The organism is Prolinoborus fasciculus (assembly GCF_056724605.1).
Map to the genome: position 1 here is coordinate 1 of NZ_JBWZQN010000055.1, position 24,496 is coordinate 24,496.

The window sequence follows — 24,496 nt, forward strand, 5'->3', positions numbered from 1 at the left end:
ACGTAGCCTTGATGATCCGTTTGAGCTTGCCATGATCACATTCAATCACGTTATTCTTGTATTTAATCTGTCGATGGTCCAGGTCTTCAGGACACTTTCCTTCCTGTTTTAGTCGCGACAAAGCACGTCCATATGTGGGTGCTTTATCCGTGTTGATCACTTGTGGAATTTGCCACTTCTTCACATTATTTAAAATTTTTCCAAGAAAACAATATGCTGATTTGGTATTACGTCTAGAAGAAAGATAAAAATCAATGGTATCGCCACGTTGATCGACTGCACGATACAGATAAGACCATCGTCCATTCACTTTTACATAGGTTTCATCAATATGCCACGAGCTCAGATCTGTAGGATTACGCCAATACCAGCGTAAACGTTTTTCTATTTCAGGAGCATAACGTTGAACCCAACGGTAAATAGTCGTGTGATCAACATTCACACCCCGTTCGGCCAGCATTTCCTGCAGTTCACGATAGCTAATGCCATATTTACAATACCAGCACACAGCCCAAAGAATGATTTCGCCCTGAAAATGCCGACCATGGAAAGGATTCATATGCTGCACCTTTAGCTAAAACAGTCTTCAGCTTACCATTCGTGGTTATTTGCAACAGTGCCCGATACTCTTACTTCAAAGCCAAAATTTTTCGGGCACCATTAAGTACGAATAAAGAAACCAGTATGCCAATGATTAAGTCTGGATAAGCTGATCCCGTCCACGCCACGAGTACACCGGCAAATATAACGCCCATATTTACGACAACGTCATTCGCCGAGAAAATCCAACTGGCTTTCATATGTGCGCCATCTTCTCGATGACCAGAAATAAGATATAAGCATGTCACGTTAGCTATAAGTGCGAGCAGGCCAATAACAATCATGAGCGTTGATTCTGGCTCGCTTCCAAACATGAATCGTCTAATGACATCAACAATCACGATAACAGCAAGTAATAACTGAATCCAACCTGCGAAATGGGCTGCTTTTATTTGATATTTCGCAGCTTTTCCGACGGCATATAGCGCAATACCATAAACGGCTGCATCGGCAAACATATCTAGAGAATCAGCAATCAATCCTGTAGACGCAGCAATAATACCGCTGATGAATTCTATAAAGAAAAGTAGAGCATTAATACCTAATAACAGTTTAAGTACTTTAGCTTGTCTCACAGGATCAGGTTCATTAGGTATATCGCCTGAAGAAAGCTGTGTTTCATCAAGTTTCGCCCCAAAACCCAGTCCTTCGAGTTTAGCCGTAATTTGCTGAATCCCTTCATTATGGAAGACTTTCAGTTTTCGATTGGGAAGATCAAAAGTAAGACCTTTAACTGCTTCAATATCTGCAAGAGCCATACGGACCATTTGCTCTTCAGCAGAGCAATCCATTTTAGGAATGGTGTAGGTACTTGTTTGCTTAGCCTGTTGATTGCTTATATAAGTTTCAGTCTTCACAAGCTTTGCACCAAAACCCAAAGCTTCAAGTTTGGTGGTTATATTTTCATCTTTTTGATTATGTAGAACCTTTAAAGAACGGTTAGGTAAATCAAAGATGAGTTTTTGAACACCATCAATTGAAGATAGCGCCATACGAACCATCTGTTCTTCCGCAGAACAATCCATTTTGGGAACTAAGTATTCACTCATGTAGTGCGAATCTTTTAAAACGTCTTCAGTGCTTAAATTTTCTTTGGGATCAGAACCATAACAGGATTGAGCGGTATCTTCACAACTGTTTGAAGTGTTACAGCAAGGAGATGAAGATTTTTTTTCTTCCTCTTCACCACAACAGCTAAGCGTATTATCACAATTCTTTGAATTGTTTGCTTCTGCAATTGATGGATGATTTTCTTGTTGAGATTTCTTATCTTCGCATGGTGTTTCTTTACTACATCCACAACCACTCATAATTATACCCATTAAAAAAATTATAAACTTTGAATATTAGAATCCCTATAGTTACTATAGAGTCAAGAATCTTTGGAAATACTAACTCAATGCATTTAAAAATTGGTGAACTCTCTAAAAAAACCTCATGTTCAGTATTAACAATTAGGTTTTATGAAAAGGAAGGTTTAATTCCGGAACCGGAAAGAACGGAAGGAAATTACCGCCTTTACGATGTAGGCTATGTTGAGCGAATTAAATTTATTTTGAATTGCCGAACTTTAAATATGAGTTTGAATGAAATTCGTCAATTACTTACCTATAAAGACAAACCTGAGAAAAATTGTTCAGATGTGAATGAATTAATTGACTTACATGTCAGTGCTATCAGAGAAAATATAATCAAGCAACAAAAGCTTATTGAACAACTATCTGATTTAAGAGGTACTTGTGATGGTTTATGTACAATTGACCAATGTGGAGTTTTAAAAAATCTAGCTTGATTATCTAGACCTATGCTTTTTTCAAAAAATCGGCACTGTTGCAAATAACCACGAATGGTAAGCTGAAGACTGTTTTAGCTAAAGGTGCAGCATATGAATCCTTTCCATGGTCGGCATTTTCAGGGCGAAATCATTCTTTGGGCTGTGCGCTGGTATTGTAAATATGGCATTAGCTATCGTGAACTGCAGGAAATGCTGGCCGAACGGGGTGTGAATGTTGATCACACGACTATTTACCGTTGGGTTCAACGTTATACGAATCTAAAAATGGGAGCCTATAGCTCCCATTTTTATTGTTAAACGTTGAATCCTATATGTTTTCCTGTTGGAAGCTCTACATCAATACGGAGCTTCCCACCCATTGCCTCAACATACTTTTTCATGGTTGAAATCTTAAGATCATTGCCACGATTTTCTATTGCTGAAAGCGATGGCTGTTTTATTCCCAAAGTTTCAGCAAGCTCTTTTTGAGAAATTTCGAGTTCTTCACGAATAAGATGAAGCTGATTTTCTAGCAGTAATTCATCAGCCATTTTTTGAATACGGGCTTGGCTCTCTGGAGAGCGGCTAGCTAACAATTCTTGCAGAGTCTTAGCCATTAGATTTATCTCCTAGGGTAGTGAGATGAAGTTGGTATTGTTCATCTGCAATATCCAGCATGTCTTTATAAAAACGCTTTTTACCGCCTTTATCAGCAATACATAGAACAATAGCCTGTCGTAAGGGATCAAATGCGAAGAAAGCTCTTAAGGGTCTACCGCGATGTTGAACACGCAGTTCTTTCATATTGGTAAATTTAGACTCATACACAGTATCTACTAAAGGACGGCCTAAACTCGGTCCCTGCTGCTGTAGAACAACCAGGGCAGCTAGGACCTTCTCTTGTGTAGGTTCATCTTGCTGTTCAAGCCACTGATTAAATAGATCTGTCGTAATGACTGTCCACATACCACAACCAGAATATAGATTATAGTCTATATTTTAGGGGCATTATGTTTGTTTTGCAAATGAGAAAGGATAGGCAATAAAAAAGCCCGACATCCTGTCGGGCTTTTCCATATTTGGCGCTTAGATCTGACTCCTGTCTGATCTCACGTTCCTTGTTGTTCATCTTATTCTTTTTATCTGGAGCATCCTGCTCTCTATGTCTTCATGATAGGAAATTTCCAGTATTGCGGATAGCAGCAAAGGGCCGAGATTGGTATGAGCCAGGGCTTACAAAATAGCCTAAATTTTATCCACAAAAAATGTGGATAATTTTGGACATTGAGGCATTGATAAAATTTGAAAAACCTCAAAACTGACTATTTTTTAGTCAAATTTATTGGCAAGAAGTATCAAAACCGCTCATAAAAAAGCCGACTTGTTTCAAAATCGGATTTTTGGGCATTCTTGGATTTTTCTATTTTTATTAAGTTATTGATATTTATATTAATATACAAGTGTATTGCGTATAACCGCCATTATGTTAAATAGAGGGAAAATCTATTTTTAAAGTGATAAAATTATTGTAGTTATTTTAAGAATAGCTGCTTTTGATACTTGATCATCTATCCTAATTAAAAACTGTTTTTTAATAATTTGGAATATAAATAAGATTTAGTTAAAATTAACATTATTCATATAAATTAAAATTATGTATTACATTTACTAATAATTTAAAATAATTAGTAGAAAAAAATTATGTTTTAATTATTTCTTTGATTTTATAAATTGAGAGTAAAAAATGATTAATACGGAATTTTCAGAGTGTATTTCTGCATGTACAAACTGTTCACTTATTTGTACTGAATGTGCAACTTCTTGTTTAAAAGAAAAAGATTTAGAGATGATGCGTGAATGTATTCAACGTTGTCTAGAATGTGCAGATATTTGTCAGTTATGTGTGCGTATGCAACAACATAACTCACCTTTCCTCAAAGAGATTTGTGAGCTTTGTGCTAAGATCTGTGAATATTGTGCGGAAGAGTGTGAAAAACATTCACATGATCATTGTAAAAAATGTGCTGAGGCTTGCCGTCAGTGTGCAGAAGAATGTCGAAAAATTGCCATGTAAAATACTTCAATAATGTTAATTATATTTAGGCTTATGATGTCATAACTTCTATTGTTTTTTACTTCTATGGCTTAATATAATATTGGGCTGAGTATTGAATATTTAATATAGTACAAGGATTGAATTTTCAAATTAAGCTAAATTAAGATTAAAATCGTGGAAGGAAGCAAAATAAGTTAACATTTTGCTTCCGACCGCATCAAGCTAGAGTTTTATTTAAATGAAGCTATTTAGTATTCATTAAATTAATTAAAATCTAAATCTAACACCTGCTCCATATAACCAACCTTTTTCAGAGTTTGATTCTATTTGCCACGACGTTCCATCATTCCCTTTTGAATAGTCATAGCCAATGTCAATATACGGCATGATCTTTTTACTGATTTCATAGCGAGTTTCAAGCCCTGCTGTCGCACTGCTTAAACCAGTTTTTTTCGCATATTTAGAATCATCACTAAAGACCACATCCAACTCTAAATAGGGTTGAATAATCAACTTTTGCGTAATCAGAAAATCACGTTCTGTTTCTAGGCTAAAGCCCGCATAACTGTCTTCTCCCGCATAGAGATAAGCATCAGTTTCAAAGAAATATGGCGCCATACCATGTAAGCCAATCACCGCATCAACACTTTCTTCTGTATCTTTGCGATGATCATCGAGTTCAACTTTTTCACTGCGATAACGTGCACCAATCTGTGCATCCCAAAAGTCTGAAATCATACGGCTATATAAAAGTTTGGCATCGTAATGTGCATCATGCGATTCTTCTTTATCGGCATGAACTTTAATAAAAACCTTATTTTCATCTGTGCCAATACGGGTTTCAAACTCTGACTTTAAACCGCCTGTGCCATCTTCATTGACAAGCCACTTATTGTCCACCGTCGTAATCGCATAAATTTGCGCACCGTGTTCTGAGCGATGATCATAATGTAAACTCTGCTGAGCATTCGCATCGGGTACAAGATGTAAATGATTAACCGTAGATGTTGCCTGATGTTGTGCATGATTCATCTGACCATGGTTCATTTGTATCGACTGATTTTGACTAGAAGATGCAACAGCAGCTGTCACTTTTGCAGGTGCACTATGATCTTCGCCATTATGTGCCAAACTCACTGCGCTAATCATCAACAACGAGCTTGCTAAAACAGTTTTAGAAAAAAGATTAATGGTGCGCATGTTGATCTCCTTTCTGTACTTTTTGATCTTGCTGTTTCTCTGTTGATTTGTGATGCATTGGCTGATGACCTGCATGTTGATGGTTCATCGGTGCTGAATGTGCAGCATGATTCATTTTCCCCATCATCTGCATGTGTTGTGCATGCTCTTGTGCAGAATGTTGTGAATGATTCATCTCAGACATGGCTTGATGATTCATTGATGGCATATTTTTCCCATTATTCTGAGTAGTTGAATGATGCCCTTCGTGCGCCACACTTAAGGTCGTTAAACTCAATACCGCAACAGAAAAAATCGCTTTCAATACAAAATTAGTGATGTGCATGTTCAGCTCCTTTTTGCTCAGTTGCTTGGTGAGTTTGAGTCGAATTTGTACCTTGAATTGGCGTTGTAGATACTTGTTCATCGCTAACATTCGCCACGATTAACTTGTTCATCATCCCCGCACTCATGTGATACAACAAATGACAATGGATTGCCCATTCACCCAATTCATCCGCAGTTAATAAAGCCGTAACTGTTTTACCCGGTGGTACGATCAATGTGTGTTTATTTGGCATATCTACCGACTCTTGACCATTCTCCAACTGCATAAACATACCGTGTAAATGCATCGGGTGCGCCATCATACTGTCATTAATAAATTTGATACGGATACGCTCGCCATATTTCACTTTTAACGGCTCAGCATCACTAAATTTTTTACCGTTAATGGTCCAAATATAACGTTCCATAGTACCGCCCAAACGCACGACCAATTCACTGCTGGCTTCACGAGTATCTTTTTGCGGCTCTAACGATTTTAAATCGCTATATTGCAAGGCTTTATTACCTGCAGGTGTAGAGGCATTTGCCCAACCATAAACCACTTGATCATTTTTTTGCGGTTTTACTGCGCTATGCTGTGAATGATCCATTTTCGAGTGATCCATGCCTTGCATATCGCCATGGTTCATTTTTGAATGATCCATTTTCGAGTGATCCATGCCTTGCATATTGCCGTGGTTCATTTTCGAATGATCCATTCCTGCATGATCACCGCCACCATGTCCCATATCTTCCATGGTCAAAAGTGAGCGTGGACGTGGTGCAGGCATATGAATGCCATGTGTCATAGGATTTAATTCATTGTGCAGTGTACCAATCGCATAGCCTGCACGGTCAATTGACTCAGCTTCAATTTGATAATGTCCGCCTTTGGGCTCCACAATCACATCATAAGTTTCAGCTGTGCCAATACGAAACTCATCCACAGCAACAGGTTTTACAGGCTGACCATCAGCACTGACCACAGTCATTTTCAAGTTAGGAATACGGACATCGTAGAAAGACATCGCAGATGCATTCACAAAACGTAGGCGAATTTTTTCATTCGGTTTAAACATTCCTGTCCAATTTTGTTCAGGTGTTTTGCCATTAATGAGGAAGGTATAACCTGTAACATCCGACATGTCGGTTTTTAGCATACGCATCTGATTCCACATTTTGCGGTCAGACCATGTCGCTTTTATGCCATCACGTTTAACCTGCTTCCAAACATCACCCAAGGTTTCACGCTGATCTTGATAATATTCAGCTGAAATTTTAAGATCTTTCTGAATTTGATCACTGGTTTTTTCATGAAAATCTGACAACATCACCACATAGTCACGTTCAGCTTTTTCATGTGCTGCCAATGGTGTTTTACCTTTTGGATAAATCACAAAAGAACCATATAAGCCGTCCTGTTCCTGTCCTTTAGAATGAGCGTGATACCAATAAGTCCCGCTTTGGCGAATCTTGAATTTATAAACATACTCGCTTTGAGGCTTAATACCGTTAAAACCATTAAATCCCGGTACACCATCCATAATGCCCGGCAACAACAGTCCGTGCCAATGAATAGAAGAATCTTGGTTTTTTAAATTATTTTTCACGCGAATGATGGCTTCATCACCCTCTTCAAACTCAAGCAAAGGCGCAGGAAATTGACCATTTACGGTAATTCTCTCAACTGGTTTTCCTGTGATATTTACAGTTTGTTCAGCGATTGTTAAATCATATTCTTTAACTGCCGCCATTACCCAAGTTGATGAAAATAAACCAACTCCAATTAAGAGTACATGACTTAACTTATTTGACATTCTATCTCACCGTTAAAAAGACCAGATTAGAGTATTAAGGCAATCCTTATCGTTAGCTCCAATACTCCTTTCCTGCTTTTATAAAATTATTTATTTGATGTATTGGACATATTCATTTTTGAATGATCCATTTTCGAATGGTCCATATTCATCATGGAATGATCCATTTTCGACATATCAGAGGAATTTGCCGCTTGCTGTTGGCTAGGTTCTTGCTGAACCTTATTATCCTTGTTCATCTTACAAGGTTTAGAACACGGCTCTTGTGCTTTTTTTGCAGTTGTCACAGCATTAGATTTCGAATTTGATAGATCTTTTGCATCTTTTGCCCAAGATTGAGTACCAGCAATTAAAGTTCCAGCACACATTAAAATTGTTAGACTACGACGCACTACAGTTTTCATAAGTTTCTCTAAAAGTTAATTTCTTGCTACTACAATAAAGTGAAGCATTGAACATCTAAGTGACTTGAAAATGACATTTTTGTAATCTATCTCGATCAGATGTTTTATAACGTTATTATAGTTTTAATGAATGACTTAGGATTCGGAAATGAGAATACTATTAGTTGAAGATGAACAAAAAACTGGTGATTATCTCAAGCAAGGTTTATCCGAAGCTGGCTATATTACGGACTGGGTTACAGATGGGTTAACGGGTAAACATCAAGCTCTTTCTGAAGAGTATGACTTAATTATTTTAGACGTGATGTTACCTGGACTAAATGGTTGGAATATTATCAATGATATTCGTAGCAGCGGTAAAACAATGCCCATTCTGTTTTTAACAGCCAGAGATCAGATAGAAGATCGAGTAAAAGGTCTAGAGTTAGGCGCTGATGATTATTTAATAAAGCCTTTTGCTTTTGCAGAGCTTCTTGCTCGAATCAAAACTCTCCTTAGACGAGGGCAGCAAAGAGAAGATAGTAATATTATTAAGATTGCTGATTTAGAACTTGATTTGAGAAAACGTCGGGTAACGCGAGCGGGTCAACGCATTGATCTGACGGCAAAAGAATTCGCGCTTATGGAACTTTTTATGCGTAGACGAGGTGAAATTTTACCAAGAGCGCTGATTGCTTCTCAAATTTGGGATATGAATTTTGATAGTGATACGAATGTCGTTGAAGTCGCTATTAAACGATTAAGAAGTAAAGTTGACAGTAACTTTACTCCCAAATTAATTCAGAATATTCGAGGAATGGGGTATGTACTAGAGGTAGAGGATGAATAATAATTTATTCAGAGCGATCAGTTTCCGGATCGGTATCATTTTCTCATTATCTACTATTTTCATTCTAATTATTATGGGTTTGTTCATAAATAAATTAGTAATGCATCATTTTGAAACTCAAGACCGTACCCAATTAGAAGGTAAAATCCAGCTTATTCAGAATCTTCTCCAACAGCATCCTAAAAATTCTCCAGAACTTAATCTTTATTTAAGAGATGCGTTAGTTGGACACCATGATCTTATGGTCCAAATAGAACGACCGACAGGCCAAATTTTATTTAGTTCAGCATCCTCAATCATTAATACTCAAAATTTAATCAAGTCAGCAAATAATTCATGGATTAAATGGCAAGTTCAAAATAAGACCTATCGTGGCATGATCTACACTACAGGTATAAATAGAAATTCTGAAATACAATCTGTACGAATTATTGTTGGGATCGATACATCAGAACATCTACATTTTCTAAAAGATTTTAAGCGTCAACTTTTGTATATTGGTTTGGCTGGTACAATTTGTTTAATGTTTTTAGGTTGGTTTGCAACCTGGAGAGGTTTAAGACCCGTGCAAAAAATGGCTAAGGTCGCAGAAGGAATTTCTGCTCAACATCTTTCAGAACGTTTAGAAGTTGAGCATACACCAACCGAACTAAAATCATTGGCAATCGCCTTCAATGCTATGCTGGACAGACTAGAGTCAGCTTTAGAAAAACTTTCCGATTTTTCATCTGATTTAGCACATGAAATTAGAACACCGATTAATAATTTAATGACCCAAACTCAAGTATGTCTCGCCCGTAACCGAGATATTGGTACTTATCAAGAAATACTATTTTCTAATTTAGAAGAATTTGAACGTTTGGCTCGAATGGTGTCCGATATGCTTTTCTTGGCAAAAGCAGAACATGGCTTAAATTTACAGAACTTACAGAATATTGACCTCGTTAAAGAAGTTACCGCTTTATTTGATTTCTATGACGCTCTCGCTGCCGAAAAAAATATGACACTTCAACAAACAGGATCTGGCAATGTAAAAGGTGATCCTGCTATGTTACGTCGCGCACTCAGCAACCTATTGTCTAATGCAGTTAAATATGGAAACAAGAATTCTACAATACAGATAAAACTTCAACAGAATTTAGATAACACAATATTTTCAATTGAAAATGAAGGCCCTGAACTCTCTCCTGAACAACTATCCAGATTATTTGATCGTTTTTATCGAACAGATGCGTCTAGACAAAGAACAGAAGAAGGAACCGGCTTAGGGCTTGCCATAACAAAATCTATTCTTGATATGCTTGGGGCGACCATCCAGGCTGAATCCCTCAATGGTCGAATCATTTTTACCATTGTTTTTCAAAGTGAATCCATGCAAGGGGAATCATTTTAACTCATTTTTTGAACATCTTCCATTTACCCGAGTTGACCTTACATAAAGCTCAAACTGAGAGCCAGAGCTACGCCAGCACCTATCATGGCAATTGTGTAGCCAAATATGATAGCTCGGCCAAACTGTGCCCCCCCTGTCATCCATGCAATTGTCGCTTTGCTTAACATGTTGCTCAGTGTGGCCAGCCCTAGCGCGACAGCAGCCACATTTGTTGTTAAGCCTTCAGTACTATGCAGGCGGGCAAGTGAGACTAAAATAGCATCTACGTCTGCTAGCCCAGAAATAGTCGATAATACGAAGATGCCGCTGGTGCCCAACCATTGTTTTGCTGCCGGGACCAAGACTGCCATGACAGCCAGGAAAGCAGCGAAGCTGAATGCTGTCCCAAGATCAAAAGGAGCCATTGCTTCTATTGTTCGATCGTTGTTTTCAGCGCTGGTAATTTGGCGTTGTCTCCACAATGCCATACCCAGCAGAAGGATTCCCGCAATCATCATTGCACCACCAAAAGTGCTTAGCAATGCTGGCTCAATGACGCCTATCAGCACAACCATACGAAAAAACATGATGCCACAGGCAGCCAATGTTCCAGAAATAGCAGCACTGACCATGACGGGGTGCTGGCGTGTATAGCGTGCCAGTGCGACAGTTGCAGCTGTAGAAGATGCCAAACCACCCAATAGACCTGTCCAGAGTATGCCTCTTTGTGAACCGGTGAGCCGCATGGCAAAATGACCTGCCAGAGAGAGTCCGGCAATCAGGATCACTGCCCACCATAACTGGTAAGGATTTAATGCAGCAAAAGGTCCCATACCCGTATTGGGTAAGTAAGGTAATATAACGACAGAAAGTACCAGTAACTGTAGAGATGCGGTTAATTCACGATGTTCGATCAAGCGTAACCAACCATGTAAGGTTGGCTTGAGATCCAAAAATACAGCCACGATGACAGCCGCTGTTAATGCTAAAGTAACATTACCATGGGATGCATATGCACCTAGAACTAATGTCAACAGCATCGCGATCGTCGTGGTAGCGCTTAAATTACCGGAAATTTTTGCGGTACGCGCGTAGGATACCGTAAGTAAAAGGGAAAGCCCTAATACGGCTGCGACTAGTGGCCAAGGCCCAAAGTTTGGCTGTAGATGACCCAGCACTCCTCCGAGTAATCCTGTCAATGTGAAGGTACGTAGGCCTGCTACTCGGCTGCCTTCTGGCAGTTCACGATCATTCCATCCTCGTTCTAAACCAATGAGCAGGCCGATGGCAAGTGCTGCAACTAGGCCTGATACATCTGGTGGAAGAAAAGGACTCTCTATCATAGCTTTTTATGTCGCAGGCGAAGGGCATTCGTGATCACTGAAGCGGAGCTAAAACTCATGGCCAAGGCCGCAATCATGGGTGACAACAACCAACCTGTAAATGGGTAGAGTACGCCAGCTGCTATTGGGATACCCAAGGCATTGTAAAGGAAAGCAAACATGAGGTTCTGTTTCATGTTGCTGACAGTAGCTTCCGAGAGTGAACGGGCAACCGAGATACCGCGTAAATCTCCCTTGACCAGGGTAACTTGAGCACTATTCATTGCGACATCAGTCCCGGTACCCATAGCGATACCGACATCAGCCTTGGCTAGTGCAGGTGCATCATTGATTCCATCGCCGGCCATTGCCACGATGCGACCTTGCTTCTGCAATTTGCTGACAAGTTCGAGTTTATCTGCGGGTTTGACTTCACCATGTATCTCATCGATTCCCAGACGTGCTCCGACTGAACGGGCAGTGGTGAGACCATCTCCCGTTGCCATTACGATACGTAGTCCAGCTTCCTTCAGGGTGGTAAGAGCTTCAGGAGTACTTTTTTTGATGGGATCAGATACTGCAAGCAGGCCGGCCAATTCACCATTGATGGCTAGATGCATGACACTTGCCCCTTCCGAACGCAGCTCTTCGGCTTGCGGAATCAGAGATTGTACGGAGATACCCAATTGTTCCATCAGTGCCGTGTTGCCCAAAGCTAACTGACGATCGCCCACTTGACCTCGAACACCAATCCCTGAGCCTGATTCAAAATTATCTGGTGTTTCAAGAGACAGGCCACGTTCGTGTGCTGCATTTACAATCGCTTCGGCTAGCGGGTGTTCACTGCCTTGATCAAGACTGGCGGCTAAACGTAATACTTCAGATTCATCGAAACCTGATGCGGCAACCACACGATCGAATACAGGGCGTCCTTCGGTCAACGTACCTGTTTTATCAATGATTAGTGTGTCAATCTTGCGCAGATTCTCAATGGCTGCTGCATCGCGGAACAACACACCATGAGTAGCACCTTGACCCGTTGCAACCATGATAGACATTGGAGTTGCCAAGCCTAGTGCACAAGGACAGGCAATAATGAGTACTGCCACAGCATTGATTAATGCATAAACCCAGCTCGACTCTTCTGGGCCGAACAGTCCCCATCCAAAGAAGGTAAGCAAGGCAATGGCTACTACAGCCATGACAAACCAACCTGCAACCTGATCAGCCATGCGTTGCATTGGGGCTCTTGAGCGTTGAGCTTGCGCCACCATCTGTACGATCTGAGACAACATGGTACTTGAACCAATTTTCTCTGAACGCATGATCAATGAACCATTGGTATTCAGGGTAGCTCCAATGACTTTGTCGCCGACGCGTTTAGTGATTGGTAAAGGTTCGCCTGTCAGCATTGATTCATCTACTGAACTGCTTCCTTCAGTGACTACACCATCCACAGGAACTTTTTCACCTGGGCGAATTCTGAGTAAATCTCCTACATGGACATGAGTCAGAGGAACATCTTCCTCAGTTCCATCGGGCAGGATTCGGCGAGCTGTTTTAGGAGCAAGTCCGAGGAGTGACTTAATTGCAGCAGAAGTTTGCGAACGTGCTTTTAATTCCAGTATTTGCCCCAGTAGGGTCAAAGAAATGATGACCGCTGAAGCTTCAAAGTAAACAGCGACACGACCCATGGAGATAAATGAGTCTGGAAAGATTTGTGGTGCAATGGTCGCAACCACACTGTAAATAAAAGCAGCCCCTGTACCTAGACCGATCAGGGTCCACATGTTTGGGCTGCGATTCACAACCGATTGCCAACCACGGGAAAAAAATGGCCAACCTGCCCACAGTACAATCGGGAGTGACAACACTAATTCAATCCAGCTCTGAACTGCCATGTCGAACAGGTTCAGTTGATGGCCAAACATTGCCAAAAAAGTCACGACTATGGTGAGTGGCAGTGTCCACCAGAAGCGTCGACGGAAATCACGTAACTCAGGATTCTCATCTTCCTCTAACTCGGGAATGAGTGGTTCCAGTGTCATTCCGCATTTAGGACAGTTTCCAGGATGATCCTGTCTAATTTCTGGATGCATTGGGCAAGTATAGATGGTCGTGCCTGTTGTGCTTGCATCATTAACGGATTGAGTAGTCTGATGATGCTGTGTATATGCATCGGCAGTCGTCGTTGCGGGTTTAGCGATATATTGCACCGGGCTGCTATGAAACTTTGATTGACATTTATCACTGCAAAAAAAGTAAGTTTTCCCCTTAAATTCCTCATGGTATTTCGATTCTTCAGTGACGGTCATACCACAGACTGGGTCTTTCAGTACGTCTGTTGTAGCCTGTGCCATATGGTCCTGGTTATGATTTTTTTGATCTGACATAAATAATTCTCTTATGGAAAAGTGGTTTTATGGCCGAATTTTGGAATAAATCTCGGAGTCTGTTGAGCATAGCTGTCATAGACAGCGCCAAACTGTTTACTCATTTCAGCCTCTTCCTTAATTGCCAAGCGGCTGTACATTAAGAGTAGGATTGGAAACATAATCAGTGTCAGTAAAGTTGGCCATTGCAATAAAAAACCCAGCAAGATCATCACAAAAGCCACGTATTGTGGGTGACGTATACGTGCATAAGGGCCTGTGATCGCTAAAGAATGCTGACGTTGCGCGTTGTACAGCACGTGCCATGACGTTGATAACAGGTAAAATCCATAGCCCAAGAAAACGTAACTGGCGATATGCAAAATGCCAAAATGTGGATCACCTTTTTCACCTAATAGCGTTGACCACAAGTGACCTGCATTATGAGAAAGTAAGTCAAGTTGAGGGAAGCGAGTTTGAAGCCAACCAGATAACAGGTAAATGGTTAAAGGAAAACCATACATTTCGACAAATAGAGCAATGATAAAAGCCGAAAAGGCCCCCAATGTACGCCAATCGCGCGCAGTGGAAGGTCTAAAAAAACTGAAAGCGAACATGATAAAAACTGCTGAGTTAATGATAACCAGCGTCCATAAACCATAAGCCGATTCCGCATGATTCATGATGGATCTCCTGATAAGAGCTATTTTTTGTTATCAGATATATCGGATTTTTTTTGCTGCGAGTGGTTATGCCCATGACCACCATGCATAAAAATATGCATCAGTGGACACGCTAAAAGGAATAAATAAGGCAAAGCACCGATAACGTGGGCTAAATGTTCCGTTAATAGAAAATAAGCTGCGATACCACCCAGCACGATTAGACCAATGGCATAACGTGTAGACCAGAAGTTAGGTACTGAATTATTTTCTTGGTGTTGGTGATTCATGGTGCTTTCCCCTAATTCATGGGTAACTATTTAGTTGCTGACGGAGGCATACAGTCCATCATCATCTGCATCATGGATTGCATCATGTCCATACGTTTTTCCATCATCTGCTGACGGTCAGCCATATTTGCATTCATGCTTTGGCTGCCCATCTGTTTCATCATACTCATACCTCCTTGCATGAGTTTCATGTGCTCAGCCATAAGTTTCTGACGTTCTTGTGGGGTTTTTGCAGCCATCATCTTCTCATGCATGGCTTGCATCGCCTTCATGTGTTGATCCATTGCAGCCATTTTATCTGTAGCAGTGGTGCTGGTAACTGTTTGCTTAATTGTTACTGCAGATGGTGCTGTTTTTTCAGGGTGGTGATCTTTGTGTTCATCGGATTGCTGTGCAAATGTATTCAATGACGCGGCTGCGATACATAAGCCCAAAAAAATGTTTTTGAATTTCATCATAATTTTTTCCTTTAAATAATTTGGAAGTAAAAGCTATGTTTTAGTACTGAACAGAGTCTAGGAATTTGACTACTAAACTGATGAAATTTTTGGTTATTCTCTGTCTCTCTTAAAAATTTTAGCACTATTAATTAATTATTTTTAAAAATGACAAAAATGTAATTTTGAGATCTTCTCGAAATATATAGTCTATGCTGAGATGACAAAAATTTTATTTAATATTAATCTTTTAAAACTATTAAAGTTGTTATGATTTTATGTGCTTAAAAAAATAAAAATGAAATGATTAGATGACTCCAAGGCTAGTTAGAGACACATTCTTAATGTAATTTACACTGTTATTCCTTTAAAGAAAAAATACAGTTGATCAAAATAGTTTTTTATAGAAAAAAGGGTGGATAATTTAATTATTAAACTTATTGGTATATTTATTAGATAGAAGGGGCTTTGTTGCACAAACCTATCTGTAAAGGGTTTTTCAGCGATATAATTTTCAAATGAAGAAGCCTGCACACAAAATCTACCGCACAACCAATTGGCCCGCATATAACCGAGCACTCATGAGTCGCGGAAATATTGCCATTTGGTTTGATCCTGCTACGCAATGGTATGCTCCGTCCATCGGTAAACAAGGGCGAAATCAAACCTACTCCGACGCAGCCATCCAATGCTGCTTAATGATTAAATCCTTATTCCGTCTGTCTTTACGTATGGTCACTGGCTTTGTGCAAAGTCTGATTAAACTTTGCGGATTAAATTGGATAGCTCCAGATTACACCACGCTTTGTAGAAGACAAAAGCATATTGATATTGTAATCAGCTACCAAAAAAGTAGCGATGGGCTGCATCTACTCATGGACTCTACAGGCATGAAGTTTCTAGGTGAGGGCGAATGGAAACGCAAGAAACATGGACCTGAATATCGTCGCCAATGGCGTAAACTTCATATTGGTATAGATGCTAAAACCCTACAAATACGAGCAGTTCAGCTTACAACCAATAATGTCAGTGATTCACAGGTGCTTGGTGATTTACTTAATCAGATTCCACAAGATGAGCAGATTAACTCTGTTTATACCGATGGAGCTTATGACACCAAGCAATGCCGTCAGGTCATTGCAGATCGGCAAGCACATGCGGTGATTCCACCTAGAAAAAATGCGAAACCATGGAAAGATACAAAGAGTAGCTCGCTAGAGCGAAATGAATTACTTCGAACAGTTAAACGTTTAGGCAGGACATTATGGAAAAAATGGTCAGGCTATCATCGCCGCAGTTTGGTGGAAACCAAGATGCATTGCATCAAATTATTAGGCGATAAATTAATGGCAAGAAGCTTTCCTAGTCAGGTGAATGAAATTCATGCACGTGTAGCAGTCCTTAACAGATTTACGGAATTAGGTCGACCACTTACCCAAGTTACGCCTTAAATTTGGCTCAATTAGGGGCGCTTTGCATTTCAAATCTTTGTGCAACAAAGCCGATAGAAGGTAAAGAAGATTATTTTTAATATTAGGGTTTATAATCCAAATTTCAGAGTAAGGAATCTACTACTTATATAATAGAGATTCCATCTCCAAAACAGTACTACTGTATGAATGAGTTGTATTCAATGCAGGGAAGAATGTAGATCCTTAATACTAACGGAAAATTATTTTACTGAATTTTCATGTAAAGACTCATTTAATTGATCAATCACTGTCGTCCATTCACCATCAGAGTGTAGTTTTTCTTCTAAAAAATGACGTTGAGCATCAGTCCAAAAAATTGCTTGTGTTAAAAAAACATCTCCAGCTAGCTGATGGCTCTCTATGAATTTTGCAATTGCTTCTTCAGTAGAAGCTAAACCAAGCTGTTCAAATAATTTGGTCATTCTTGGACGTGTTTGAGTCATGTGCTTAGCCCACAAATTTATATTAGATCAAATTAAACATAACATGTTTATATTTAAACTAAAATATAAAAAATTAAATAGCTACTATTTTCTTAGACAAAATGATTACTACATTTCATAAATCAACCACCTACATAATTTGTTTGTTAAATGATCATTATTTTTCAATAAGATTATTTTAATAGTTAAAGATTTTAAATTTTAAAAATGACAAAAATGTAATTTTGAAGTCATCGCTCTGTTTCTGTCTCTCACTAATAATTGAAATATAAGAGGAGATGATGTGGTCTCATTAAATATAGATTTTATAAAGTCATCTCTAATGAACTAACGAATCAAGAGGAAACGTAAATGAAATTATTTCAAAATAAAATGACTGCTCTACGTAATGTTGTAGTAGCTGCAACGATGATTGTGGCTACTACAACTACGTTCGCTCATGTGAGTTTAGTGAGTGCGATTCCTGCGGAAAATGCATCTATCCTTAGTCAACCAAAGAACTTGACCCTTAACTTTGGTGCAGAGGTTATGTTGATGAATATTAAGTTACTGGATGCTCAGCGAAGAGATGTTCCTTTAAAATATGAAGTTACTCATGACTTAAAGAAATCCTTTGATGTCGCTCTTCCGAAACTGAAAAAAGGTAAATATACCGTTGTCTGGACAACAATGGGGAAAGATGGTCACAACATGAATGGTGAATATAGTTTCACTATCAAATCAACTAAATAAGAATTGATTACCTTTCAACATGTCAGTGAGGTGCTGGCATGTTGTTCTAGAATGGACAAAAATAATGATTTCTGAATATTGGATGTGGGCCACTTGGTTAACTAAGGTTATTTTATATTTAAGTGTAGCTTTTGTCGTTGGTGGAGCCTTTTGCTATTTTTTACTTAGACAATATCTTGAACTAAAAGAATCGATTCTTAAATATATTACAATTGGCGCTGGATTAGGCCTAATTTCCAGTACCTTGGGATTTTTTATTCTGATTGGTAGTTTTGCCAATACTGGTATTACAGGGATGGTGGACCCCACGTATATTAATATATTGGTTAATACTCCGACGGGGTATATATACGTTCTTCGTTCTATTAGTTTTGCTCTTTTACTTCTTCTCATGGTGGTTAAAGTTAACAGGAACAAAGGTCAGTTTTCTATAATTGAAAGTTCAATATTTTGTGTTTTACTTCTCCCGATTATTTTTAGTTTTTCCCAGCTCGGACATGTCGCTAATTTAACCTTACTTGCTCAAATTTTATTATCAATCCATATTCTAGTTATGTCGTTATGGATGGGGTCTTTATATCCGTTATGGAAAACCAGCCGGGAAATAAGTGGTTTACCTTTAAAAGATCGCATGCATGTATTTGGACGTATTGCTGCTTTCATTGTTGGGATATTAATCGCCTGTGGCGCTAGTGTAGCTCTTCTTTTAATTAAAGATTTTAATACCTTAATCAATACTGCATATGGCTATGGTTTCATGGTTAAAATGTTTTTTGTTATAGGTATTCTACTTTTAGCTGCCTTCAACAAATGGTATTTCACCCCGCGTCTTCAACATCCTAAATTCGCTAAACACCTTAGTCATGCCATTTTATTTGAGATGTTATTAGGTCTATCAATTCTATTAACAACAGGCTATATAACCACTGTCGTGGGTATTGAATAAGAGAATTTCAAAATAAGGGAATTGAGGAAATTTAACATTACTGCATTTATCTTTTGTAGCTGAGCAATAAAGTTTCTACTGGACTGCCAACTTACGACAATCAGAACAGTAAAATCGCATCATGAGGCATTATACATAAAGGTAGTCACCGGTTTTTAGCTTATCTTCAACCCATAACGGTCTCATCTATTCAGTTCACTACCATTGATTGAAATAACTAATCTTATAAATTTCAGAGTGATCGTAGATGACAAAAATGTCATTTTAAAGTCACATTAATGTTGGTTAAGTACTTTTACTGTAGTCATTAGAACACTCTTCTTTGGAATACTCTGAAGAAAACTGTAAGGTTGTAAACAGACCAAGTTACAGCGAGTAACTGATTCAGAAAAAGGCTGGTTGTATGGTGAAAGTTTAGAGTTACTGTTCTAATGTTTTAAACAAATGTTTTGTTAAAAAGGAGCAACATATGAAATTTCACATCGCTAATATGACTTGTGGTGGTTGTGCACGCGGCATTACTACCGCAATTAAAGAGCTCGACTCGAATGCCTCACTCGATATTGATTTACAAAACCGTATTGTTGAAATCAACACAACGGTGAGTCAGGATCAAGTCATTGCCACTCTCAGTGAGCGTGGATTTACAGCTGATCCTGCTTAATCTCTGTTAGAGTAACAGTGGGAATTCCTTACCACTTTTACTCTCTCTTATTTTCCTCATCGTACAGATAAAACCTGTACTTGCTTGAAATAAAAGTAATCCCTGAATTCCCCCTAATCTTGGTTCGAGCTGATCTTCGCATATAGAACTCAGCATATCTAAATGATAGAGATCGTATATGAGTACCGAAATGACTGATACGCCACACTACAGTGAAACATTAGAGATTGAGGGGATGACATGTGCTTCTTGTGTAGGCCGTGTGGAAAAAGCTTTAAAATCTGTTGAGGGTGTTGAATCGGCTCATGTAAATCTGGCTACCGAAAAAGCAGTCATTTATGCGCATCAACCACTTGATCGCGCTACTTTAATTAAAGCCGTAGAAAAAGCAGGCTACGAAGTGGAAGCGCTGCAACCAATAGAGCTTACGATTGAGGGTATGTCATGTGCTTCTTGTGTAGGTCGAGTAGAAAAGGCCTTAAAATCTGTTGAGGGTGTGGAATCAGCTCATGTAAATCTGGCTACTGAAAAAGCGACTATTCAGGCAAGCTCATCTGTCACTCGTGACTCGTTAATTCAGGCTGTCACCAAAGCAGGGTTTGAAGCAAAGTCAGTTCATCAAACTACGGAAAGCTTTCAAGATAAAAAAAATATTGAATTAGAAAAACTTAAAAAAGATTTAATTTTGTCAGTCTTATTGACTCTACCCGTTTTTATTTTAGAAATGGGATCACACCTGATTCCCGCCTTTCATACGTTTATGATGGATAACATTGGCCAACAAAATAGCTGGTTAATGCAATTTTTCTTGACCACAGTAGCATTAATTTTTCCAGGCCGACGCTTCTTTAAAAAGGGCATCCCAAGTTTATTCCGCTTAGCACCAGACATGAATTCCTTGGTGGCTGTAGGAACATTGGCTGCTTATCTTTATTCAGTGGTTGCTACTTTCTTTCCAAGTGTCCTGCCACAAGGCACGGTCAATGTTTATTATGAAGCTGCAGCGGTTATTATCACTTTAATTCTATTAGGTAGATTTTTTGAAGCCAAGGCAAAAGGCCGAACGTCTTTAGCAATTCAACATCTAGTTGGAATGCAGCCTAAAGTTGCCAGAATACAGCTCAATAATCAGGTGATAGAAGTTCCGATTGCCGAAGTTCAAACAGGAACGATTGTAGAGATTAGACCAGGCGAGCGTATCCCTGTCGATGGTGAAGTTATTCACGGCCAAAGTTTTATTGATGAATCCATGATTACTGGCGAGCCTATGCCCGTTGAAAAAACGATAGGCTCTACTGTGGTAGGAGGAACAATTAACCAAAGTGGCAGCTTAAATATCAAAGCCACCTCTGTTGGTAGTTCATCAGTGCTTTCTCAAATCATCCGAATGGTTGAACAGGCACAGGGTTCCAAGCTGCCTATTCAGGCATTGGTTGATAAAATTACCATGTGGTTTGTACCTGTAGTAATGGGTCTCTCTCTTTTAACTTTTATTACTTGGTTTATCTTCGGCCCTGAGCCAGCCCTAACGTTTAGCTTAGTTAATGCAGTTGCGGTACTCATTATTGCATGTCCTTGTGCAATGGGACTTGCAACGCCTACATCAATCATGGTGGGAACTGGGCGTGGTGCTGAAATGGGTGTTTTATTCCGTAAAGGGGAAGCTTTGCAGCTGCTCAAAGAAACTAAAGTGGTTGCTGTTGATAAAACAGGGACCCTGACTGAAGGGAAACCAATTTTAACCGATCTGCATGTCTTAGAAGGGTTTGAATACAATGCCGTACTTTCACTTATGGCAGCCGTTGAATCAAAGTCTGAGCATCCTATTGCTCGAGCAATTGTACAAGCCGCTATAGATAAGGAATTAATTCTGTCTCCTGTTGCTGATTTCAAGTCAGTCACGGGCTATGGAATAGAAGCAACGGTGTCTGAACATTTGGTTCATATTGGTGCAGATCGATATATGGAAAAACTAGGTTTGAATCCTAATGTTTTTTCTCAATTTTTGGATCGTTTGGGAGAAGAAGGAAAAACCCCTCTCTATGTTGCGATTGACCAGAAACTTGCTGCCATTATTGCTGTAGCAGATCCAATTAAAGAATCAACATTTGCTGCAATTGAAGCGTTACATCAGTTAGGTTTAAAGGTTGCCATGATTACAGGTGATAACCGTCATACAGCTCAAGCGATTGCAAAAAAACTAGGTATTGATGAGGTTATTGCAGAAGTCTTACCAGAAGGTAAAATAGAGGCCGTTAAAAAATTAAAAAATCAATATGGTAAACTCGCATATGTTGGAGATGGCATTAATGATGCCCCTGCACTTGCAGAAGCAGATATTGGTTTAGCAATAGGTACAGGTACAGACGTAGCTATTGAAGCTGCTGATGTGGTTTTGATGTCTGGCAACCTGAAAGGAGTGCCAAATGCTATCGCTTTAAGCAAAGCGACTATAACCAATATTCGTGAAAATTTATTTTGGGCATTTGTTTACAATGCAGCTCTGATTCCTATTGCAGCAGGTGTACTTTATCCGCAATTTGGACTGCTACTTTCTCCTGTATTTGCTGCTGGTGCAATGGCTCTCTCGTCAATATTTGTACTAGGAAATGCTTTACGATTAAAACGTTTTAAAGCCCCCCTTGCAATTATTTAAGTTTAAATAAAAAAACCTGCAGATTCGATGCAGGTTTTTTTTAGAGATAATCAATCGCGTCTTATTTGGCTTTACGCTCTTTTTCAATCAGGTAATTCACCACCTGAATTACTTTGGCATCATTGCCCTGCACAATATATTTACCATTCACGGTCACCGCTGGTACACCGCTTAACTGATATTGAGCAGTCAAATTTTTTGCCTGAGCAATTTTTGACGAAATCGGGAATGATTTATAAGTCGTGTTAAATTTCTCTTCAGAAATACCATAACGGGTATAGAACTTGGCCAATTGTGCCTGTTCTAAAATTGGACGCTGCTTGTCATGAATATCATGGAATAACTGTAAATGTGCTTTTTGACGCACACCCAGGGCTTCTGAAACATAATAAGCACGTGCAGCCTGTTCCCAAAGCGGGTTCATTGCAGCAGGTGTACGTACAAAACGGATATCTTTGGGTAATTTTTTCAACCAGTCCTGCATATGCGGTTCCAACGTGAAACAGTGACCACAGCCATACCAGAAGAATTCACGTACCTCAATTTTGCCCGGTTTTTCGACTTTGACTGGTTTTGCGACCACCTGATAGTCCTGACCTGCCACAAAATTGGCCATAGCACTACCTGAAAAGGCCAAAACAGATGCGGCAACAGCTCCTAAAAGGAATTTTTTCATTGGGATTATCGTCCTCTAAATCATTATGCTTAGTGTATGGGTTCACTATAAATCAATTATGCCGGTTCCGTTTTCATGCTGCGAACTTTTGTGCTATCAGAACCGCTACATTAAAGTATGCGACTGATTTTAAGTCAGTTAATATGGCCATTCGACCGCTATGTGTTTTTAGATAATCACAAAAGTTAAACTTTGAGTAATAAAAACGGTTATAATTTCTACGATTAAAACGTAGTGGTCAAACCTACAGTAAATATTAACTTCTTACTATTCTCTTCAGTAACAGCCGCGTGGCTCTGAGAATGATCTTCTGACATACAATAGTTTCCTTATTCTATTTACGATTAGCTGAGAGACTTGAGTAAGCCTCAATATTTCTGCTAAAAATTGCTTACTATAATTGGTCAAGAAGCTTTCTTTTCATTTATCCACCGGGACAATATTGGTAATAAAACCAACATAAGAAGGGTTGATGAGATAATCCCTCCAATAACCACATTTACTAGTGGGCACTTTACTTTTTTCTCCAATTCCAATGCCTCCCTAACTAATTAGAGAGTTTTAAGCATTATTACATGAATCTTTCCAGTACTATTGTTGCAAATATACTAAGTTGCATATTTATTCCTGCCTATGTATAGGAGCATATGTAACCCTAAAGTTTAAAATAGTCTTTTCGGATTATTTAAAAATTTGAAAATGGTAAAGAATAAATTAAAAACAATAAATATATTTATCATTCGATTTAAAAAAATTAATTAATCTTAGTTACACCATACTAAAAATAACTAATTTTTAGTTTTCCTAGTTATATGTGCTTCATTATAATTTTGAATTAATTCTCTTCACACCCTTTGCTTTTTTCATTGTTAATTATTTCTAAATTTTTCTCTAAGAAACGAAGTCCCCCATCAGCAAAACTACTGGTTGAAAAAACTATAGTAAAAATAACTAAAACAATCTTCATATATATATTATTGAATCTAATCATATCTTGGACCAAAAAATAATTTCTTCATATACTAATTCCTAGATATATACACCTAAATGACAACCAAATTACAAATTTGTAATTTGGTTAAGGTTTGTCCTAAAAAAAATAAATTAATACTATTTTAACAAAGATAAGTCGTTGCTGAAAAATTTGAATTGTAAGGGATTTAATTATTGCTAAATCAAAAATTTATAGGCCGGAAACTTTGTGATTCTTTGCTTTCTGCACTTATTATTTAACCTGAGTTCGATGAAATCCACTTAACCTTTTAGCATATTTTGGAAAGTTGGCTTATTGGGGTTCAAACAATAAGCCACTACAGCAGCCATGATATTCACCATGAAGTTATTTACCGAACGATGACGTGAATGTTCAAGTTGATGTAAATTTTTTAATTGATCATTCACTGTTTCGATCAATCCTCTTCTGCAAAGTAATTGTTTTTCTTCTTCAGTTTGGATGGGTTTATTTT

Annotated in this window: 24 protein-coding genes and 2 pseudogenes; 10 read left to right on the plus strand and 16 right to left on the minus strand. The window is 38.8% G+C overall.

Annotated features, from left to right (window positions below; all coding sequences use genetic code 11):
* Together AC1P5O_RS12575 and AC1P5O_RS12580 are read right to left on the minus strand one after the other, a co-directional pair.
* On the minus strand, positions 1-559 hold a 559-nt coding region (locus AC1P5O_RS12575), incomplete at its 3' end, for an IS6 family transposase (protein ID WP_499006100.1).
* Between the two features lie 70 nt (positions 560-629).
* A pseudogene (locus tag AC1P5O_RS12580) lies at positions 630-1,157 on the minus strand (cation efflux transmembrane domain-containing protein); the annotation flags it as partial.
* An 842-nt stretch (positions 1,158-1,999) separates the two neighbouring features.
* Between AC1P5O_RS12580 and cadR the strand changes: the two are divergent.
* Positions 2,000-2,392 (plus strand): Cd(II)/Pb(II)-responsive transcriptional regulator, encoded by a 393-nt coding sequence (cadR, locus tag AC1P5O_RS12585; protein ID WP_000550240.1) that lies wholly within the window; start codon positions 2,000-2,002, stop codon positions 2,390-2,392.
* Between the two features lie 93 nt (positions 2,393-2,485).
* Positions 2,486-2,647, plus strand: a pseudogene (locus AC1P5O_RS12590) (IS6 family transposase); the annotation flags it as partial.
* Between the two features lie 41 nt (positions 2,648-2,688).
* Here AC1P5O_RS12590 and AC1P5O_RS12595 read toward each other — a convergent pair.
* The gene (locus tag AC1P5O_RS12595) at positions 2,689-2,991 is read right to left on the minus strand and encodes a helix-turn-helix domain-containing protein (protein ID WP_001140620.1); all 303 of its coding nucleotides are present in this window, start codon (positions 2,989-2,991) and stop codon (positions 2,689-2,691) included.
* Positions 2,984-3,340 carry a type II toxin-antitoxin system RelE/ParE family toxin gene (locus AC1P5O_RS12600; RefSeq protein ID WP_004668307.1) on the minus strand — a complete coding sequence of 119 codons (357 nt, stop codon included), beginning with the start codon at positions 3,338-3,340 and terminating at the stop codon, positions 2,984-2,986. Before AC1P5O_RS12600 ends, AC1P5O_RS12595 begins: the two co-directional genes overlap by 8 nt.
* Positions 3,341-4,118: 778 nt before the next feature.
* Here AC1P5O_RS12600 and AC1P5O_RS12605 point away from each other — a divergent pair.
* Positions 4,119-4,448, plus strand: a complete 330-nt coding sequence (locus AC1P5O_RS12605) for a four-helix bundle copper-binding protein (RefSeq protein ID WP_004641881.1) — start codon at positions 4,119-4,121, stop codon at positions 4,446-4,448.
* A 249-nt stretch (positions 4,449-4,697) separates the two neighbouring features.
* Here the strand turns inward: AC1P5O_RS12605 and AC1P5O_RS12610 are convergent, their stop codons facing one another.
* The 4 genes from AC1P5O_RS12610 to AC1P5O_RS12625 form a co-directional block, all read right to left on the minus strand.
* Positions 4,698-5,630, minus strand: a complete 933-nt coding sequence (locus AC1P5O_RS12610) for a copper resistance protein B (protein ID WP_103800916.1) — start codon at positions 5,628-5,630, stop codon at positions 4,698-4,700.
* Positions 5,617-5,955 carry a hypothetical protein gene (locus AC1P5O_RS12615; protein WP_103800917.1) on the minus strand — a complete coding sequence of 113 codons (339 nt, stop codon included), beginning with the start codon at positions 5,953-5,955 and terminating at the stop codon, positions 5,617-5,619. Before AC1P5O_RS12615 ends, AC1P5O_RS12610 begins: the two co-directional genes overlap by 14 nt.
* Positions 5,942-7,753, minus strand: coding sequence for a copper resistance system multicopper oxidase (locus AC1P5O_RS12620; protein WP_121980232.1), 1,812 nt, complete (start codon positions 7,751-7,753; stop codon positions 5,942-5,944). Before AC1P5O_RS12620 ends, AC1P5O_RS12615 begins: the two co-directional genes overlap by 14 nt.
* Positions 7,754-7,839: 86 nt before the next feature.
* Entirely contained in the window at positions 7,840-8,157 is a 318-nt protein-coding gene (locus AC1P5O_RS12625) for a hypothetical protein (RefSeq protein WP_004763979.1), read from the minus strand.
* A gap of 148 nt (positions 8,158-8,305) precedes the next feature.
* Between AC1P5O_RS12625 and AC1P5O_RS12630 the strand changes: the two genes are divergently transcribed.
* Both AC1P5O_RS12630 and AC1P5O_RS12635 read left to right on the plus strand, forming a co-directional pair.
* Complete coding sequence (locus AC1P5O_RS12630) at positions 8,306-8,986, plus strand: heavy metal response regulator transcription factor (protein ID WP_004668313.1); 681 nt, start codon at positions 8,306-8,308, stop codon at positions 8,984-8,986.
* Positions 8,979-10,379, plus strand: coding sequence for a heavy metal sensor histidine kinase (locus AC1P5O_RS12635; protein ID WP_005093351.1), 1,401 nt, complete (start codon positions 8,979-8,981; stop codon positions 10,377-10,379). The genes AC1P5O_RS12630 and AC1P5O_RS12635 overlap by 8 nt, the downstream gene beginning before the upstream one ends.
* A gap of 38 nt (positions 10,380-10,417) precedes the next feature.
* On the opposite strand, the gene AC1P5O_RS12640 is transcribed toward AC1P5O_RS12635, so the two are convergent.
* From AC1P5O_RS12640 to AC1P5O_RS12660, 5 genes are read right to left on the minus strand one after another with little or no spacing between them, the layout of a single operon-like run.
* Positions 10,418-11,701, minus strand: a complete 1,284-nt coding sequence (locus tag AC1P5O_RS12640) for an MgtC/SapB family protein (protein ID WP_103800919.1) — start codon at positions 11,699-11,701, stop codon at positions 10,418-10,420.
* Complete coding sequence (locus AC1P5O_RS12645) at positions 11,698-14,073, minus strand: heavy metal translocating P-type ATPase (RefSeq protein WP_103800920.1); 2,376 nt, start codon at positions 14,071-14,073, stop codon at positions 11,698-11,700. The genes AC1P5O_RS12640 and AC1P5O_RS12645 overlap by 4 nt, the downstream gene beginning before the upstream one ends.
* 11 nt (positions 14,074-14,084) lie before the next feature.
* Entirely contained in the window at positions 14,085-14,735 is a 651-nt protein-coding gene (locus AC1P5O_RS12650; RefSeq protein WP_103800921.1) for a methyltransferase family protein, read from the minus strand.
* Between the two features lie 20 nt (positions 14,736-14,755).
* Positions 14,756-15,004, minus strand: a complete 249-nt coding sequence (locus AC1P5O_RS12655) for a DUF2933 domain-containing protein (protein ID WP_004695740.1) — start codon at positions 15,002-15,004, stop codon at positions 14,756-14,758.
* Between the two features lie 26 nt (positions 15,005-15,030).
* Positions 15,031-15,462 (minus strand): hypothetical protein, encoded by a 432-nt coding sequence (locus AC1P5O_RS12660; protein ID WP_004695737.1) that lies wholly within the window; start codon positions 15,460-15,462, stop codon positions 15,031-15,033.
* 497 nt (positions 15,463-15,959) lie between these two features.
* Here AC1P5O_RS12660 and AC1P5O_RS12665 point away from each other — a divergent pair, with 497 nt between their 5' ends.
* The gene (locus AC1P5O_RS12665; RefSeq protein WP_499006103.1) at positions 15,960-16,892 is read left to right on the plus strand and encodes an IS5 family transposase; all 933 of its coding nucleotides are present in this window, start codon (positions 15,960-15,962) and stop codon (positions 16,890-16,892) included.
* Between the two features lie 221 nt (positions 16,893-17,113).
* Here the strand turns inward: AC1P5O_RS12665 and AC1P5O_RS12670 are convergent, their stop codons facing one another.
* Complete coding sequence (locus tag AC1P5O_RS12670; protein ID WP_004281876.1) at positions 17,114-17,356, minus strand: DUF2789 family protein; 243 nt, start codon at positions 17,354-17,356, stop codon at positions 17,114-17,116.
* Positions 17,357-17,707: 351 nt separating this feature from the next.
* On the opposite strand from AC1P5O_RS12670, the gene AC1P5O_RS12675 reads away from it, so the two are divergent.
* The 4 genes from AC1P5O_RS12675 (at position 17,708) to AC1P5O_RS12690 (ending at position 22,354) form a co-directional block, all read left to right on the plus strand.
* A complete protein-coding gene (locus AC1P5O_RS12675; RefSeq protein ID WP_004281877.1) occupies positions 17,708-18,088 on the plus strand; it encodes a copper resistance CopC family protein in 381 nt (126 codons plus the stop codon).
* A 64-nt stretch (positions 18,089-18,152) separates the two neighbouring features.
* The gene (locus AC1P5O_RS12680) at positions 18,153-19,034 is read left to right on the plus strand and encodes a CopD family protein (RefSeq protein ID WP_004668321.1); all 882 of its coding nucleotides are present in this window, start codon (positions 18,153-18,155) and stop codon (positions 19,032-19,034) included.
* 469 nt (positions 19,035-19,503) lie between these two features.
* Positions 19,504-19,698, plus strand: a complete 195-nt coding sequence (locus AC1P5O_RS12685) for a heavy-metal-associated domain-containing protein (protein ID WP_004281879.1) — start codon at positions 19,504-19,506, stop codon at positions 19,696-19,698.
* 190 nt (positions 19,699-19,888) lie between these two features.
* Entirely contained in the window at positions 19,889-22,354 is a 2,466-nt protein-coding gene (locus AC1P5O_RS12690; protein ID WP_499006106.1) for a heavy metal translocating P-type ATPase, read from the plus strand.
* A gap of 61 nt (positions 22,355-22,415) precedes the next feature.
* On the opposite strand, the gene AC1P5O_RS12695 is transcribed toward AC1P5O_RS12690, so the two are convergent.
* On the minus strand, positions 22,416-23,030 hold the full coding sequence (locus tag AC1P5O_RS12695; protein ID WP_004668326.1) for a thiol:disulfide interchange protein DsbA/DsbL: 615 nt from the start codon (positions 23,028-23,030) through the stop codon (positions 22,416-22,418).
* A gap of 1,254 nt (positions 23,031-24,284) precedes the next feature.
* Positions 24,285-24,496: transposase (locus AC1P5O_RS12700; RefSeq protein ID WP_164542825.1), on the minus strand; the 212-nt coding region annotated here is incomplete at its 5' end.